The following is a 16,377-nucleotide window of genomic DNA, read 5'->3' as shown; positions in this document are numbered from 1 at the left end:
CGCGGGTGCGTGGCCCGTCGCCCGCTCTGACCGGCGGTGGGGGCCGGTTCTGCGGAACGGGGCCCGACGCGTTATCCGCGGCCGGGCGGCCGGACCCGGGCTCGGAGGCCGGCGACGGGTCCGGGCTCAGAAGCTGATCGAGTTGATCGTCTCCGCTATCGAGTTCATGAACCTGTTGATCGAGGGCGCCATGCCCGTCGAGGCCAGGAAGAAGCCGAACAGTACGGCGACGATGGCGGGGCCGGCCTTGAGGGAGCCTCCTCTCAGCAGCACCACCAGGATGATCGCCAACAGCAGCACCACTGACAGCGAAATGGCCACAACTGATCACACCCTCGGTCGTCCGCTCTCCCGGCCCGGGGGTGTGCCGTGGCAACCCCCGCCAGAACCATCGTGCCACCAACCGGGCCGCCTCATGCGGCCGGTGACGCAACGTCCGGCCGCGGCCCTCCGGTTCGGCGGCGCCGCGCCGGGTACCCAGGTCGGCGCACGAACCTCACCGGGCGGGTGACCGACCACAATTCGCCAACGCGCCCGCACAGGAATTCGGTCGGATCGTTTCCGTCTCCACACAACGCGTTCGCAGGCATTTCGAATTGCCGCCGCGGGATCGCCAACGGCCGCGCCGCGAAGCGGCATACGGGCACGGAAGAGGACATTCCGCCAGAGTCGCCTGCTGGTCTTATGCCCCGCTTAGGGCGGATGAAGCATGACAAGTAGGGCACATACGATGTGCACAATCGAGGTGGGCGGTGTGCCGGTCGTCACGTCATCGGGGTGGTCAACTCCCGCGAAATCCGGGGTATCCGAAGGGAAAACCAGGAATGACGTCGAGGGTTTTACGAAAACCCTGGCGCGACGCTAAGGTGCCTCAGATGTTCCACGCTGCCTCGTCCCCCGCAAGCGCAGCGAGGTCCCGGATCGAATCCCCGAGTTCCTGGTGGGAGGGTCCGTGACGAACTCGCTGCGACCGTACGGCACTCGCAGGACGCCGCTTCCCCCGGCACAGTCGCCGGACGACGGAGCGGCGGAGCCGAGCCCGCCGCAGAACAAGCCGCAGAGCACGCAGCAGAACAAACAGCGTGACGCGTTCTTCGACAACGCCAAGTACCTGGCGATCGTGCTGGTGGCCATCGGTCACGCCTGGGAGCCGCTGAAGGGCGACAGCCGGACCCTGGAAGCCGCGTACTCGGTCGTGTACTCCTTCCACATGCCGGCGTTCATCATCATCTCCGGCTTCTTCTCCCGCAGTTTCGACATGCGGCCCAGCCGGCTGAAGCGGCTGATCACCGGCGTCGCCGTGCCGTACATCCTCTTCGAGACGGCGTATCCCCTCTTCAAGCGGTACGTCGGCCACGACCCCGACCAGGACATCAGCCTTCTGGACCCCTGGTACCTGACGTGGTTCCTGGTCGCGCTGTTCCTGTGGCGGCTGACGACGCCGATCTGGAAGCTGGTGCGCCACCCGCTCCCCCTCGCGCTCGCCATCGCCATGCTGGCCTCCATGTCCCCGGAGATCGGCGACGACCTGGACCTGCAGCGCGTCCTGCAGTTCCTGCCGTACTTCGTGCTGGGCCTGTGCATGCGGCCCGAGCACTTCCAGATGGTGCGCCGACGCTCGATGCGGATCCTGGCCGTGCCGGTGGCCGCGTTCGCCCTCGTCTTCGGCTGGTGGGCGGAGCCGCGCATGGCGACCACGTGGTTCTACCACCGTGACGCCGCGCAGGAACTGGGCGCGCCCTGGTGGTCCGGCCCGGTCATGACGCTGGCGATCTTCGGCTGCTCCCTGCTGCTGACCGCCTGCTTCTTCGCCTGGGTGCCGCGCCGCCACATGTGGTTCACCGCGCTGGGCGCGGGCACGCTCTACGGCTACCTGCTGCACGGCTTCCTGGTGAAGGCCGGTGACTACCGCGGCTGGTACGAGCACGCCTGGCTGCACCAGCCGCTCGGTGTGGTCTTCGTGAGCGGCCTCGCCGCGGCGGTCGTCACGCTGCTGTGCACCAAGCCCGTCCAGCGGGTCTTCCGGTTCGCGATGGAGCCGAGGATGGAGTGGGCGTTCCAGCGGGACGCCGCCGAGCCGGCCCGCGAACGCGAGAAGTCCGGCAGCGGCCGCAGGAACGAGAAGGAGACCGAGAAGGAGAAGGAGAAGGCGGGGGTCTAGGTCCTCAGCCCGCTTCGCCCGTCAGGCCGAGAAGTGCGCGCATCCTCGCGTACTTCTCGGCCAGTCTTTTGCGGGTCGCCTCGTCCAGGACCGCCAGGCGCGCCGGGTCCGCGTTGTGCGCCAGGTCGGCCTCCTTCACCAGCAGGGCGCCCGGTGTGGCGAGGATGCGCGCGGCGTACGCCTCGGGCGGCTCGCCGGGCCGCTTGGTGACCGCGAGCACGATGTCCTTCGTACGGCGGCCGAGCGGGGCGTCCGCCAGCCACCGCTCGGAGAGCCTGCCGTCCTCGACGGCGTCGTGCAGCCAGGCCGCGGCGATCTGCTCGTCGTCGCCGCCCCGGGCGCGCACCCCGTCGGCCACGGCCTTCAGGTGTTCGGCGTAGGGGCGGCCCGCCTTGTCGGTCTGGCCCTCGTGCGCGGCTCGGGCGGTGGCCTCGGCCTCGGCCTCGGCCGGGCCCATCGTCAGGACCCGCCCTTGAGGTGCCTCATCAGGCGCTCGAAGTCCTGCCAGCCCGACAGGTCCGACGGGTCGCCGGGCAGCGGGTAGTACAGCGCCGGGCGGGTCTTGGGGCCGAGTTCGCGGGGGCGCTCGGCGAGCGGGGTGCGGCGGGCCCGGTCGCCGGGCATCTCGCGGACCTCCTCGGCGCCCAGGACGAACGCGTACGGCACGCCGGGGCCCTCGAACCGCGGCGGGACGGACAGGTCGCGGCGGGCCCGGCGGATCTGCACCAGCATGGACTGCAGGTCGTGCCGGGTGGCCAGGGCCTCGGCGGCGGCGGGCACCGCGTCGTGCGGCACCTCCTCGGCCGGGCCGTAGCCGAAGGCCATCGTGACGTCCTCCTCCACGCCGGCCTTGGTCCGGGTGATGCGGACCGTCGCGAGGCCGGGGCGCTCGGGGCTGCCGACGACCACCAGCCAGGTCGGCTCGGGCGTCCGCTCGTAGGCCACGTCGGTCAACTGCCGCAGTGACCAGGGCAGGTTGGCGGGCTCCTCGGTGCCCCAGCCGGCCGGCGGCTCGCCGGTGATCTCCCGCCAGACGGCCTCCACGGCGCCGCCGAGGACGAGGCGGTCGTCGGCGGGGTGGACGGTGCGGAAGGAGATCGCCAGCTGGCGTTCGCCGGTGTCGCCCGCTTCGAGGGGGGCCTCCTTGAAGGAGGCGGCGACCGGGGTGCGCGGGTCCTCGCGGGTCGCGTCCGGGGACTCGACGGTCACGAAGAGGCCGTTCGCCCAGGTCAGCACGGCGCCCGACAGGCCGTCGTAGTAGCCGTCGCGCTCGTCCTGGACCACCCAGCGCGAGGGCCAGCCGGGCAGGCTGTTGCGGACCGCCGGGGACAGGCGGGTGCCCGCCGGGGTGACGATCTGCAGGCCCAGCTCCGCGTTGGCGGCGGCGCGGAAGGCGTCCTGGAGCCAGGCCGTCATCGCGACGACCGGGCGGTCCTGGATGACGACGGCGACCTTGTCGGTCAGGACGTCCACGGCGGGCTGGGCGGCGGCCGGCACCGGCGCCGCGCTCACCCCGTCGGTCTTGACGACGGCCAGCGAATCCGCCGCCTCCGGGGGCCAGGCCGTGCCGCCCACCAGCGTGGCGAGGCGGGCGGCGAAGGTCCCGGCGAGCGCCTCGGCCTCCGCGACGCCGGTGGTGGCGCGGGCCTCGGTCCACCAGTACGGCACCTCGGGCTCGGTCGCCCCGAGCAGCCGCTCGGCCTCACCGGGGACCTGCACCAGCAGGGGCGCCTCCACGGAGACCAGCGGCCGGCCCTGCTCGTCGTGCAGCCGCACCACCGCGCCGTCCCCCTCGGTGCCGACCAGCCGGTCCGGGCCGCCGGACAGCAGTCCCGCGAGCACGCTCAGCGGGTCCGGCATCTTCTTCGTGAGGGCGATGACGTCCTTCGTCATGGGTGGTTCACCTGGTCCCCGAGTAGACGGTCTGGATCAGCCGGTTCGGCTCGCCCCTGCGGATCAGCACGCCCCGGCCGGGCGGCTGCGGGCCCGCGTACACGCCGGGGAACAGCTGGCCCTCGCTGCGGTCGCCCGCCATCACCAGCGCCGAGGCGCCCGACTCGCGCAGGCTCTGCAGCAGCGGCTCGTACAGGCCGCGGGAGGCGCCCGCGACGCGGCGGGTCAGGACGAAGTGCAGGCCGATGTCGACGGCCGACGGGATGTACGGCACGAACGGCGCGAGCGGCTGCTGCCCGGCGGTGGTCAGGACGTCGTAGTCGTCGACGAGGATCACGATGCGCGGGCCGGAGAAGCTGCCCGGCTCCAGGTCCTCGCTGTCGGCGCCCTCGTCGGGCAGCCGCTTCTCCAGTTCGCTCGCGATGCCGGCGGCCAGGCCCGCGCACAGCTTGGAGTTGTAGGCGTAGCCGCCCCGGTACTCCTCCGGGATGGTGCCGCGCAGGCCGCGGCGCGGGTCGAAGACGCCGAACACGATCTCGTTGTCGCCGTACCGCTCGATGAGGCCCTGGGAGAGGACCTTCAGCAGGTTCGTCTTGCCGCACTCGCTGTCGCCCATGATCATCAGGTGCTGGTCGTGCTCGAACAGGTCGAGCAGGACCGGCGCGAGCTGCGTCTGGTCCAGGCCGATCGGGACCCGGCGCGGCTCGGACGACGGGCCGGGCAGCGCCTGCGGCTCCAGCAGGTGCGGCAGCACGCGGACGGGCTGGGCGACCTCGCCGGTCCAGGTGGCGCGGATCGTGCGGGCGGTGCGCTCCAGGACCGCGCCGAGGTCGGTGGTGTCGGACAGGGAGTCCGTGCGCGGCAGCGCGACCTGGGCGAACAGCTTGCCGTCGGTGAGGACGCGGCCCTTCTCCTCGGGTGACAGCGTCTGGGCGAGCTTGCGGTCGACGCTGGACTCGCTCGGGTCGTTCAGGCGCAGCTCGACGCGCGTGCCGAACTGGGACTGGGTCGCGATGCGCACGTCGTTCCAGCGCAGCATGCCGGCGACGACGTGGATGCCGTAGCCGCTGCCGCGCTTGAGGATGTCGACCACCGCGTCGTCGAGTTCCTCGAAGTCGTCCCGCAGGGCGCCGAAGCCGTCGATGAGCAGCACGATCTCGGTGGACGCCAGCTCGCGCACCTGGCCGGCGGCGCGCAGGGTGCGCAGCTGCTCCAGGGAGTCGATGTTGTGGATGCGGAACAGTTCCTCGCGCTGGTCGAGCATGCCGCGCACGGAGTCGATGGTGCGGGCGGCGCGTTCGCGGTCGGCGCGGCCGGCGACGCCGCCGACGTGCGGCAGCCCGGACAGCGCCTGGAGGCCGCCGCCGACGAGGTCGAGTCCGTAGACGCCGACCTCCTGCGGGGTGTGCGTCAGGGACAGCGAGAGGGCCAGGGTGCGCAGCAGGGTGGTCTTGCCGGACTGCGGGCCGCCGATGATCGCGGCGTGGCCGCCGGCCAGCGTGAGGTCCAGGTACCACTGGCCCTGCCACTGCTTGGTCGGGTCGTCCAGCACGCCCAGCGGCACCTGGAGGGGGCCGCGCCGCTTGGCGAGCTGCATGCCGCGCGGGCCGACCTCCACCGGCCCGGCGACCTTGTCGAGGGCGACCGCGGAGGGCAGCGGCGGCAGCCAGATCTGGCGCACCGGGCGGGCCCCGGCGCCCTCCAACTGGTCGATGAGGACGCCCATTTCGGTGGGCCCGGTCTCCCGGCGCCGCACCTGGGGCTCCTCGGGCGCCGCGTTCTGCTCCTCGCCGAGGGTGTTGTAGGCCTCGTACTCCAGGGCGAGCGGCCCGGTGTCCTCGGTCTCGCGCTGCACGGGGCCGCGGTAGGCGCCGGACACGTAGCTGGCCTTGAACCGCTCGTAGTGGCTGGTGTCGACCTTGAGGTAGCCGAAGCCGGGCAGCGGCGGCAGGTGGAAGGCGTCGGTGGTGTCCAGGACGGTCCGGGACTCGTCGGCGGAGAAGGTGCGCAGGCCGAGCCGGTACGACAGGTAGGTGTCCAGGCCCTTGAGCTTGCCGCCCTCGATGCGCTGGCTGGACAGCAGCAGGTGGACGCCGATGGAGCGGCCGATGCGGCCGATGGACAGGAACAGGTCGATGAAGTCCGGCTTCGCGGTGAGGAGTTCGCCGAACTCGTCGATCACCACGAACAGGTGCGGCAGCGGCTCCAGGTCGGGGCGCTTCTCGGCGCGCAGCGCGGCGTAGTGGCCGATGTCGGCGACGTTGCCCGCGTCCTTGAGGACCTGCTGGCGGCGCTTGACCTCGCCGGCCAGGGAGGCGTGGACGCGCTCGACCAGGCCGGCCTGGTTCTCCAGGTTGGTGATGACGCCGGCGACGTGCGGCAGGTCGGAGAAGGGCGCGAAGGTGGCGCCGCCCTTGTAGTCGACCAGGACGAGGGCGAGGTCCTCCGGCGGGTGCGTGGCGACCAGGGCGAGGACCAGGGTGCGCAGCAGCTCGGACTTGCCGGAACCGGTGGCGCCGACGCACAGGCCGTGCGGGCCCATGCCCAGCTCGGAGGACTCCTTCAGGTCGAGCAGCACGGGCTCGCGGGAGTCGCTGATGCCGATCGGCACGCGCAGGAAGGCGCGTTCGCCGCGCGGCGCCCACATCCGGGCCAGGTCGAGGTGGGCGACGTCGTCGATGCCGAGCAGGTCGGCGAAGTCGACGGGTCCGGTCAGCGGGGCGTCCGCGCCCATCGAGTCCGCGGACAGCCTGAGCGGGGCGAGCATGCGGGCGAGGCCCTCGGCAAACGGGATGCCGACCTCGTCCACGGTGCCGTGCGCGGTCATCGGCTCGGCCTCGCGCAGGTCCTCGATGACGATGCGCTCGCCGTCGACGGTGATGCGCACGCCCACGTGGCCGGGCTCCTGGACCCGCTCGTCCAGCAGGTGCAGGACCGTGACGCCCATGTCGCGCAGGGCGACCGCGTCGTCGGGGCGGGGCAGGTCCACGGCGTCGGCGCCGTGCCCGTCGGCGACGACGAGCAGCCGGGACGTCATGGCGAGGGCGTCCTTGCCGGACAGGCCGCGGCGCACCTCGGCCGCGTAGGAGGCGCGGCGGCGCAGCTCGGGGCCGATCTGGCGGGCCAGCTGGGGCAGGGAGGGCGCGATGCGGCGGGCGGCGACGGGGCCGTCGAACTGCTCGGCGTCGAGCAGGTGCGGCAGCCACTTGGCCCACTCCCACTCGGTGATCCGGTCGCCGGGGCTGGCCAGCGCCATCGCCACGTCGTCGGGGGCGTGGGTGGCGGCGGTCTGCACGAGGAGCGCGCGGGCGACGCGGAGGGTGTCCTCGCGCGGGCCGATGAGGCTGACGTTGCCGACGCGGTCGAGGGGGACGGTGAGCGGGAGTTCGGTGCCGGTGCTGAAGCGGTTCACGAGCGCGGAGGCCTCGTTCAGCATGAACTCGTCGGGCGGCGTGAGCACCGAGCCGCCCTGCTGGGCGATCTTCAGGTCCCGCACCCGCATCTCGCCGGTGCCGACCCGGACGCGCAGGAAGTCGGCGTCGAGGCGGCGCCGCTCCCACAGCCGGGCCGGGTCGCGGACGATGTCGTACAGGGCGTCCGGCGGCGGGTTCAGCACCTGGGTGCTCTCCCGGCGCTCCCGTTCCTGCCGGGACAGTTCCTCGCGCTGGTCCTCCAGATAGGCGAGGTAGGCCTCGCGCTGGGTGCGGCGGGTGCGCTGGGCCTTGCCGCGCTGCGAGAAGACCAGGATCAGCGAGCCGGCGATGGTGACGACGAGGATGATCGCGCCCAGCGCCGCGAACTGGCTGTTGCGCATGACCGTCATCATCACGACGGACGACATCACACCGGCGACGGGCAGCAGCGAGGTCGCGATGGAACCCGCCTTGCCGTCGGGCAGGTTGGGCGGTGCCTCTATGGAGCGCGGCTCGGGTGCGGCCGGGGGCCGGGTGGTGCGGGCCGGCCGGTGGATCAGTCGGGTGCTCATCGTCTCGCCCTGTCCTCGAAGTCCTTCAAGTTCCCTTCCCGCGGGGGTGGTTCAGCGACGCTGCTGGGAGAGCTGGAAGACCTCCGCCGCCAGCCGGGTGGCCGCCTGCCGGGTGGCCCGCGCGAGCAGTTCGGTGCGGATGGTGCCGCCGGCCGCCAGATGCCGGTCGTAGGGCAGGACGCGTACGGTCGCGCCCGTCGTCTTGAGCCGCTCCGCCGCCTTGTCGAGGTCGAGGCCGAGGTGCGGCACGGTCTCGGTGAGGACGACGACGGTCGTGGTGGTGATGTCCCGGGGCAGGCCGCGCATCCACTGCAGGACCGCGTGCGTGCTGGCGATGCCCTCCAGGGTCGCGGGCACGGTGAGGACGCGGGCCTGGGCGGCGGACAGGGCGGTGCGGGCGACCTCGGCGGGCAGCGTCTCGCAGTCGACCACGGTCACGCCGAAGTAGCGCCGCAGCGACACCATGACCCGCTCGTAGCTGCGGGTGTCGAGCATGGCGCCGACCTGGCCCTGGCTGCCGGGCAGCAGCCAGGCGTTGTCGGGCAGTTGGACCAGGTAGCCGGTGACGTCGAGCAGCGTCATCTGCGGCTCCACGACGTCGGCGAGGTCACCGGTCGTCCAGCGCAGGCTCTCCGCGCCCAGCCGGATCGGCAGCGAGCCGAGCGCCGGGTCCGCCTCGACCATCAGGACCGGGTCCTGACGGTAGTGGGCGTACGTCGCGCCGAGCAGGGCGGCGATCGTCGTCTTGCCGGAGCCGCCGCGGATGGACGTCACGGCGATCTGCCGGCCCGTGGTGACCGGCTGCTGCAGGGCCTCGGCGGTCGCGGTGGTCTCGGCGACCTCGCGCGCGGCGGACGAGGACACGGTACGGCGTACGGCGCGCAGGGCGCGGGCGCCGAAGGGCTCGCCGCGGCGGGGCTTGAGCCCGGCGGAGGCGAGCTGCTTGTCCATCACCGGGGAGGAGTCGGGGGTGGAACGGGAGGAGCGCGGGCGCGGGGCGGGGGCCTGCGGCTGGGCCTGGGCCTGCTGCGGCTGCCGGCCGGGGTGGGCGCCGTCGGCGTACTGCTGCGGGTACGGCTGCTGTGCCGCGTGCCCCTGCTGGGCGTACTGCTGCTGGACGTGGGCCTGGCCGGGGTACGCCTGCGGCTGCTGCTGCGGGTAGCCGTAACCCTGGCCCTGCGCCTGCGGCTGCGCGGGCTGCTGCTGGGCGTTGGGGTAGCCGTACGCCGGGACCTGGCCGGGCTGTTGCGCGTGCGGGTCGTACGCGGCGGCGGCCTGGGCCTGCTGCGCGTGCGGGTCGTACGCGGCGGCGGCCTGGGCGTGCGGGTCGTACGCGGCGGCGGCCTGGGCGTGCTGCGAGCCGTACGGCGCGCCCTGGCCCTGGGCGTTCGGGTAGCCGTGGGCCGGGTCCTGGCCCTGCGGGTAGCCGTACGCGGCTGCCTCGCCCTGGCCGGGCTGCTGGGCCTGGGCCTGCGGATAGCCGTACGACGCGCCCTGCTGCGGGACGTCCGGTCCGGGCGCGCCCTGCTGCTGGGCCTCCGCCTGCTGCTGAGGCTCCTGCTGTGGCTGTCCGTCCGGTCCCGTGGCACGCCGCTGGGCCGCGCCACCCCTCAGGTCGCGCAGCACATCGCCCTGCCAGTTGTCCCCGCTCGGCATGTCGCCCTTCTCTCCTGCGACGCCTGCTTCGTCGTCCCGCGCGGAGGCGACGGCGCGTCGGCGTCTCGTCGTCGAAGCCTCAGAACTTGTTGAGCAGCTGCCCGTAGATGCCGAACGCCCCCACGGCGAGCGGGAACAGCCCGATCACACCGAGCGACTCGATCAGATCGGCGAACCGCCGCAGCCGGACCCGGACGTGCTCGGGCGGCTCGATGCCGAGGACCAGCAGCGGCAGCAGTGCCGCTGCGCCCAGCAGGACGAGCGCCCCGACGCCCCCGGCGTGGTCGAGCCACAGCACCGCGAGCCGTACGACGAGCAGTGCCGCCGCCCCGAACAGTGCCACGACCTCGGCGATCAGCGGGAAGGCCCGGGCCCGCGACAGCAGCACCCCGGCGGTGAGCGCGGCCAGGCCCACCGTCCACACGGTCGGTTCCTCCGCCGTGGTCAGCAGCCAGCCGCCGGCCGCGGCGGACGCGGCGGTGACCACGGTCGCGAGGGCGAGCCCGCGGTGGGTGGCGGCGAGGGCGTTGGCGACCTCGTGCCGGCTCACCGACGTACCGGAGGAACGCCGGTCGTCGAGTCCGGTGAGCCCGGAGGCCATCAGCGCGAAGCGCGGCAGCATGCCGAGCAGCACGACGGAGAACACGGCCATCACGGCACCGAGCCGGTCCGGCCGGTCCTGTACGGCGGCGACGATCTCCCACACGGCGGTCACGGCGGCGATCGCCCCGGCGCCGATGAGTCCGCCGCGGCCGAGCGGCGAGAAGTAGGCGAGCAGGACCAGGCTGATCACCAGCGAGGCGGCGACACCGGCCAGCCGGACGGTGCCGGACCAGTCGTGGGCGTCGGCGGCGGTCCAGGCGGTGAGCAGGCCGAGTCCGCCGGCGGCGAGCAGCAGCGCGGTGGCCAGGCCCCGGTTGCCCTGCCCGATCTTCGCGACGAGCGCGCCGGCGACGAGGAAGAGGGCGGTGACGGCCGCGAGCCCGGCGGCCACGTGCTCCAGCGCGAACTCGCGCCGGGCCAGCAGGGCCGCGGTCACGGCGAACACGACGACGGCCACACCGGCGCTCGCCCGGCGCGCGGCGGGGCGCCAGCGCCAGGCCCGCAGGTCGAGGTCGTCGGCGACCTGGTCGGTGACGTCGTGCACGACGGGCGCGGGCGGTGCGGCGTGCGCGCGCACGAGGCGCAGTACGGCACCGTCCGGGACCTCCGCCGAGGACAGGGTGGCGTCGTGCGGCAGCGCGGAGCCGTCGGACGTGATCAACTGCCGGGTGGTCGGCCGGGTGGCGGCCCGGTCGTCCAGCAACCGCAGGATGTCGGGGAGCAGTTGGCCGATCGCCGTGTCCGACGGAAGGACGAGGTCGGCGCGCCGTCGCTCACCGATCAGGGTGACCCGGCTCAACTGGGTGCGGGACGTCGTTGCTGTGCTCACCACTCACCGGAACCTATCATCGCGTTGTCTCGGCCCAGGGTGCCTTCCGGCAGGACCGGCGGGACCATGCGCATGACCATGTCGACCGTCGCGGCGGTCGTCGGAGCGGCGCTCACCGCTGCTCCGCGCCCTTGTCGGCGCCGCCCGACGGGGAGGCGCTCGGCTTCGGGTTGTAGAGCTGCTCCTGCTGCTGCCGCTGCTTCTCCTGCTCGGCCTTCTGCTTCGCCATCATCGACTGGACGAAGGACCAGCCGACGCAACCGGCGCACAGCACGGCCGCGATCGCGATGCCCGCGAAGAGCTTGCCGAGCCGTTCGTCCGCCGTCCGCCTGGAGCGTTGCGCGCCGAACAGCAGCGCGTCGCGCATCCGGCGCCGACGCACCGCCACCGACTCCAGCAGCTGGCTGTCGTAGTCCCGTGCCATTCGGTCGTCCCCGTGGGTGCGTCTTCCTGTAGGTGCGTCTGCGGGTAGGCGGAGTCGGTCTCCCGGAACCGGGCCGAGACCGCGTGCCGCGACGGCGTTCGCCCCGCGTGCGCCGCCGTACGGCGGGCGGGCGGCGGTTCCACCGAAGGCACGGCCGGCAGGCCGCAGCGCCCCGAGGTGCACCGGCGCCCGTCTGCGGCATGCGAGATCCCCCTACTTCGCTTCCGCAACATAAGGCATGGAGGGGCATTCAGTACACCCGGGGCGGGCGCCCTCAGGGCCGTCCGACGCGGGCCCGCGCAGCGCTCCGTCACGGTCCCCCGGCCAGCCCGGAGACGATCATCACGAGCACCCAGAGCACCGGAACGAGCCCGACGTACGCGAGCGGCCGGCGCCGTACGGGCACCCCCGGATCGAAGCGCGGCCCGCTCGGTCCCGGCCCCGGAGCCGCGAGTTTCCTCACGTGGCGCACGGCGAGGACGTTCCGGACCAGGGTGAGCGGCGCGAACACGAACAGCGAGAAGGGGCTCCACCAGCCCTGCCAGAGCGTGTACGTGGTCAGCGTCCGGTACACGGCCAGCCCGCACGTCAGGCACATCGGCCCGGCCATCTTCCGGGTCCGCATGTAGACGAGCAGTGCTTGATGGGCGCGGAACGTGACGTCCGCGGCGGGAGAACCTCCGCAGAATCTGCACACGGGTCCGGGCGGGGGCGGTGACTGCTGGGGACGGGGTGACGTGGGGCGATCCGTCGCGGTGGACGGCGTCGCGGCCGTCGTTTCGGTGGGTGTCGTCACGGCCGTCGTTTCGGTGGACGGCGTCGCGGTGGGTGCCGTCGCGGTGGCCGCCGTCCCGGTGGCCGGTACGGCGTTCCCCCCGGAGGCGTGCCAGGCGCGCAGGGAGGCGGCCACGGCGTCGAAGAGGCCGTCCTGCACGGACTCGGCGATGTGCCCGTCGCAGAACCGCTCCCCGCGCACGATCGCCGTCGCGGCGCGTACGGCGTCGGCCGGCGCCAGCATCTGCCCCTCCGGCGGCGGCTTCGGCATCGGGACGCCCATCCAGCGGTGCTCGGGGGTGACGGCGCCGACGCCGGACAGCGCGGAGACGGCGCGCTGCAGCGGCTTGCTGTAGAGCGGGAACGCGACGTGCGTCGCACCGCTCGGCAGCTTGTGCCCGCCGCCCCACTTCACGTCCCGGTCCTCGTCCGTGAGCGCGTCGAACGCCTCGGCGAGCTCGCGCCAGGCGTCGTCGTCCAAGGGCGCGAGCTGGGCGAGCAGCCGTCGGTCGTCGTCCGGGGTGACGATCCGGGCGAGTTCCTCGACGGTCTCCTTGCCGGGGGCCTCGGTGACGGGGCCGGCGCCGGGCTCGTGACTGAGCAGGTTGAGCACACCGAACGGGGCGAGCCCACGCTCGTGCGCTTCGCGGGCTTTGCGGGCCCATTCCTGTCCGGCGCGGTGGGCGGCGACGCTGCCGGCCCGCCGGTCCGTCCAACCGACGTCGGTGGCGTCGGCCCAGAGGAAGCCGACGACTTCTCCGTCGGGGGCGGTGACGGTGACGTACCGGACGGACCCGCCGGGGGGTACTGCGATCATCGACGGCTCAGCCTCGGGCTGCCAGCTCCTTGAGGGCGTCCAGGCTCGGCGCCTGGGTGAGGGAGTCCGGGACGGCGTGGCTCAGGTCGCTGTCGTTCGCGCCCCGCGCCAGCTCGGCGAGCAGGTCGGAGGGGGCGAGCCCACGGGCCTTGCCGTCGCGCAGCGCTCGGATCCAGGAGCCGCCGGCGTTGAGGGCGCTGCCCGGCAGTCCCTGCGGCACCACCCAACCGGCGGCGTCGTCCTCGTCGTTGGCCCACACGTATCCGATGACCGTGCCTGCGGGGTCGGCGACGCTGAGGTGGGAGACGGGCTTGTCGGTCCTGCGGGCGTACGTCGCCGGGCCGTCCACCAGCCTCATCTGCATGTCGTCGGCGAAGCGCGGGTTGACCGGCTGTTCACTGCTCATGAAGTCCACATTTCCTTACGTATGTCTGTCGCGCAACGACGGTCGGGCCGCCGGAGCCGTCCTCACGGCCTCGGCAGGACCTCACCGTAGACGTGCCACTTGCCGGCGTCGTCCGCGAAGACGCGCGTCACCTTGTACTGGGTGCCGCGGGCGAGCAGCAGTTCCCGTTCTCCGGGGTTCTTGGAGATGTGGTCCAGCCAGAGCGCGGGCGTGCCCTCCGGTACCCGCAGGTGCATGACCACGGGCTTCCACGCGAAGGCGGGCGGCACCGTCCTGCCGAGTGCCGTGGACGTGTACGCGTCGTCGCCGAAGGTCCTGCCCTGCATGTCGAGGGGCGAGTCCAGATCGAGGTGATCGATGCCCGTTCCCCGGACGACCATGATGTTCTCGGGCACGGGGCGGGTGCCGAGGACCCGGTCCATCTCGTCGATGGTCTTCAGGAGTTCGGGGTCCACGTTCGCGTACTTCGGGTCGCCGCGGAGGTGACCGTTGATCTCCGTGTACTCGGCACCGCTGTACGTACGAAGCGCCTCGCGTCCCGCCGGATCGAGGTTGTCGACGTAGTCGTTCCAGTACGCGTCGCCGTAGGCCTGGCCGGCGTCGTCGCTGAGGCTGGCCGCGGGGTTCGTGCCGCGCTCCAGCTCGGCCGCGGCGACGGCGTGCTTCTCCGCCGTCGTGAGCGCGTCGAACTCGTCGGCGGACACCTGCGGCTTGTACTCGAACGGCTCGTCGGCCACCCCGCTGCCCGGCACGTCCGTGCCCTGGTGGCCCGGCGTGCCCGGAACGTCGGTGCCGTGGTGCGCGGCGTCGCCGACGTCGGTGTGGTCACCGGCGTGCGCGGCGTCGTCGGCGGCGTGCGCGGTATCGTCGGCTGCGTGCGCCGCGTCGTCGGTGTAACCGCCGGGAACGTCGTGGCCGCCGGTGTGGTGGGTGCCGTTGTCGTAGGCGCCCGGTCCAGGGCCGTTGTCGTAGGCGCCGGGTCCGGGGGCGTTGTCGTACGCGCCCGGCCCCGGGACGTTGTCGTACGCGCCGGGTCCGGGGACGTTGCCGTACGAGCCCGGTCCGGGGACGTTGCCGTACGGCGTCTGCGTGGGCGTGTGGCCGTACGGCGTCTGGGTCGGCGTCGCGTCGAAGGAGCCGCCGGGGACGTGGCCGCCGGTGGGGTGGTTCACGCCGGGCTGGTTGTAGTGACCGGGGCCGGCGGCGTTGTCGACGGTGTGCACGCCGCCGTCGCCCGCGTGGACCCCGGCGTACACAGGCTGCTGGCCGCCCGGGATCGTCCAGTGCGCGGGCAGCGTCGGGGTGGTGCCCGGGGTGCCGTGCGGGACACCGGGCGTCGTCTCGTGCGGGACCGGTGTCGTGTCGACGACGCCGTTGGGCGCGACGATGTTGCCGTTCGGGGCGAGCGTGCGGCCGTCGGGCAGCTGGACGGAGCCGTCCGGGAGGGTGGGGATGTCGATGTTGCCAACGCCCTTGAGGCTGGTGGCGATGTCCCCGATCTTCGACAGACCGGCGCCGGCGCCCTTGGCGATGTAGGTCATCGGGTCGATCACCTTGCCCGCCGTGCCCAGCACCTTCGCCACCGCACCGGCCTTACCGGCACCCGCGACAGCACCGCCCGCACCACCCGTGAAGACGGTCGTCAGCACGTTGAAGGTGACCGCACCCGCCGCGCGAGCGGGGTTCTTGCCCCACTGGTCCCACGCCACCAGCGCCTTGCCCGTCTCCTTCATCGCGGTGCGCGAATCACGGATCCAGGAGGGGAGCTTGTCGTCGGGGAGCGTCCAGAACATCGCCCCCACACCGGGGATGGACGAGAGCGCGAGCCCGGTGGCGAGCTGGGCGAGACCCTTCCAGGCCTGGCCCATGGCCTCCCAGCCGCCGAAGCCCACCAGCGTCCCGAGGCCCTTGATCGTGCCCCAGATGCCGTCGACGATGAGCCCGTCCCAGACGAAGGACTTGACCCAGTGGCCGACCTCGTACCAGTGGTGCTTCTCCTCCACCGGGTCACCCCAGGGGAGTTTGGCGTTCTTCATGTCCTCGGCCGAGAACCCGTACTGGTCCTTACGGTCCGAGCCGTCCCCGGCGACCATCTGCGTGCCGCCCCACAACGCCGTGATCTTGTTGTGGCACGTCCGCTCCGCCGCCCAGAACGCGGCGACGGTCGCCGTGATCTCGTCACGGATCCCGTTGTGTTCCTCGACCTTGTCCCCGTCGTACTCCCACTCGTCGTCGTCCTTCACGGAGTCGACGAAGGTCTGTGCCTTGGTCTTGAGCTCCTTCAGCTTCGCGACCAGGGGCCGGACTTCGGTCGCGTAGGAGGACAGCGCCGAGGACACCGTCTCCAGGTCGTCGGCGAAGCCGTCCGCCCTGTCCTTCACCGGTTTGGTGGTGGCGAACAGCTTCTCCGCCTCGGGCGCCTGGTAGTACGCCGACAGGCCCTGAAACTGCGAGTGCACATCGGAACCGGCGCTGCGGACATTGCCCGCGTCCTTCTTCAGGCCCGCGTAGTCCGTCTCCAGCTGCGCCAGGTCGCCCGTGAACTGAGGAATCTGATCCGGCTGAATCACGCCTTACCCACCCCGGGCATGTCGATCTTCGGCGCGGCCAGCGTCTTGCGCTGCGCCTCGGCCGCCATCTCCTGATCACCGTTGAGATAGGCGGTGGTGGCATCGACCACGCCCTGCAACGACTTGCCCGCGCGGGCCGCCACGAACTGCAGGTCCTTGGAGGCCCGTTCCGCGTACTGCGAAAGGGCCAGGGCGACCAGGCCGCCCTGCGCCTTCTCACCGCCCCCGCCCCCGCCGCCCTCCGCGGAGATCGTGCCCG

Annotated in this window: 12 protein-coding genes; 1 reads left to right on the top strand and 11 read right to left on the bottom strand. The window is 72.7% G+C overall.

Annotated elements, in window-relative coordinates; translation table 11 throughout:
• Positions 1-126 precede the first annotated feature (126 nt).
• On the bottom strand, positions 127-321 hold the full coding sequence (locus QC282_RS31485) for a hypothetical protein (protein WP_279553010.1): 195 nt from the start codon (positions 319-321) through the stop codon (positions 127-129).
• A gap of 631 nt (positions 322-952) precedes the next feature.
• Between QC282_RS31485 and QC282_RS31480 the strand changes: the two genes are divergently transcribed.
• Entirely contained in the window at positions 953-2,161 is a 1,209-nt protein-coding gene (locus QC282_RS31480; RefSeq protein WP_279553009.1) for an acyltransferase family protein, read from the top strand.
• 4 nt (positions 2,162-2,165) lie between these two features.
• On the opposite strand, the gene QC282_RS31475 is transcribed toward QC282_RS31480, so the two are convergent.
• The 10 genes from QC282_RS31475 to QC282_RS31430 form a co-directional block, all read right to left on the bottom strand.
• Entirely contained in the window at positions 2,166-2,618 is a 453-nt protein-coding gene (locus QC282_RS31475) for an HD domain-containing protein (RefSeq protein ID WP_279553008.1), read from the bottom strand.
• Between the two features lie 2 nt (positions 2,619-2,620).
• Complete coding sequence (locus QC282_RS31470) at positions 2,621-4,054, bottom strand: DUF6177 family protein (RefSeq protein ID WP_279553007.1); 1,434 nt, start codon at positions 4,052-4,054, stop codon at positions 2,621-2,623.
• Positions 4,055-4,061: 7 nt separating this feature from the next.
• Positions 4,062-8,039: a type VII secretion protein EccCa gene (gene eccCa, locus QC282_RS31465; protein WP_279553006.1), complete on the bottom strand. Its 3,978-nt coding sequence runs from the start codon at positions 8,037-8,039 to the stop codon at positions 4,062-4,064.
• A gap of 51 nt (positions 8,040-8,090) precedes the next feature.
• A complete protein-coding gene (locus QC282_RS31460; RefSeq protein WP_279553005.1) occupies positions 8,091-9,695 on the bottom strand; it encodes a hypothetical protein in 1,605 nt (534 codons plus the stop codon).
• Between the two features lie 79 nt (positions 9,696-9,774).
• The gene (gene eccD, locus QC282_RS31455; RefSeq protein WP_279553004.1) at positions 9,775-11,130 is read right to left on the bottom strand and encodes a type VII secretion integral membrane protein EccD; all 1,356 of its coding nucleotides are present in this window, start codon (positions 11,128-11,130) and stop codon (positions 9,775-9,777) included.
• Between the two features lie 109 nt (positions 11,131-11,239).
• A complete protein-coding gene (locus tag QC282_RS31450) occupies positions 11,240-11,551 on the bottom strand; it encodes a hypothetical protein (protein WP_279553003.1) in 312 nt (103 codons plus the stop codon).
• A 310-nt stretch (positions 11,552-11,861) separates the two neighbouring features.
• Complete coding sequence (locus QC282_RS31445; protein WP_279553002.1) at positions 11,862-13,142, bottom strand: DUF6508 domain-containing protein; 1,281 nt, start codon at positions 13,140-13,142, stop codon at positions 11,862-11,864.
• A gap of 7 nt (positions 13,143-13,149) precedes the next feature.
• On the bottom strand, positions 13,150-13,548 hold the full coding sequence (locus tag QC282_RS31440) for a hypothetical protein (RefSeq protein ID WP_279553001.1): 399 nt from the start codon (positions 13,546-13,548) through the stop codon (positions 13,150-13,152).
• 62 nt (positions 13,549-13,610) lie between these two features.
• On the bottom strand, positions 13,611-16,118 hold the full coding sequence (locus tag QC282_RS31435; RefSeq protein WP_279553000.1) for an ADP-ribosyltransferase: 2,508 nt from the start codon (positions 16,116-16,118) through the stop codon (positions 13,611-13,613).
• Positions 16,115-16,377: DUF6507 family protein (locus QC282_RS31430; protein ID WP_279552999.1), on the bottom strand; the 263-nt coding region annotated here is incomplete at its 5' end. The genes QC282_RS31430 and QC282_RS31435, both read right to left, overlap by 4 nt.

The organism is Streptomyces sp. DH24 (assembly GCF_029813775.1).
Lineage (GTDB): Bacteria > Actinomycetota > Actinomycetes > Streptomycetales > Streptomycetaceae > Streptomyces.
This window is presented reverse-complemented; position numbering and strand designations above follow the sequence as displayed.

Excerpts from the sequence above, each read along its gene's own strand:
- QC282_RS31440 (WP_279553001.1), bottom strand. The coding sequence starts at position 13,548 with ATGAGCAGTGAACAGCCGGTCAACCCGCGCTTCGCCGACGACATGCAG.
- QC282_RS31460 (WP_279553005.1), bottom strand. The coding sequence starts at position 9,695 with ATGCCGAGCGGGGACAACTGGCAGGGCGATGTGCTGCGCGACCTGAGG.
- QC282_RS31475 (WP_279553008.1), bottom strand. The coding sequence starts at position 2,618 with ATGGGCCCGGCCGAGGCCGAGGCCGAGGCCACCGCCCGAGCCGCGCAC.
- QC282_RS31445 (WP_279553002.1), bottom strand. The coding sequence starts at position 13,142 with ATGATCGCAGTACCCCCCGGCGGGTCCGTCCGGTACGTCACCGTCACC.
- QC282_RS31470 (WP_279553007.1), bottom strand. The coding sequence starts at position 4,054 with ATGACGAAGGACGTCATCGCCCTCACGAAGAAGATGCCGGACCCGCTG.
- QC282_RS31450 (WP_279553003.1), bottom strand. The coding sequence starts at position 11,551 with ATGGCACGGGACTACGACAGCCAGCTGCTGGAGTCGGTGGCGGTGCGT.
- eccCa (WP_279553006.1), bottom strand. The coding sequence starts at position 8,039 with ATGAGCACCCGACTGATCCACCGGCCGGCCCGCACCACCCGGCCCCCG.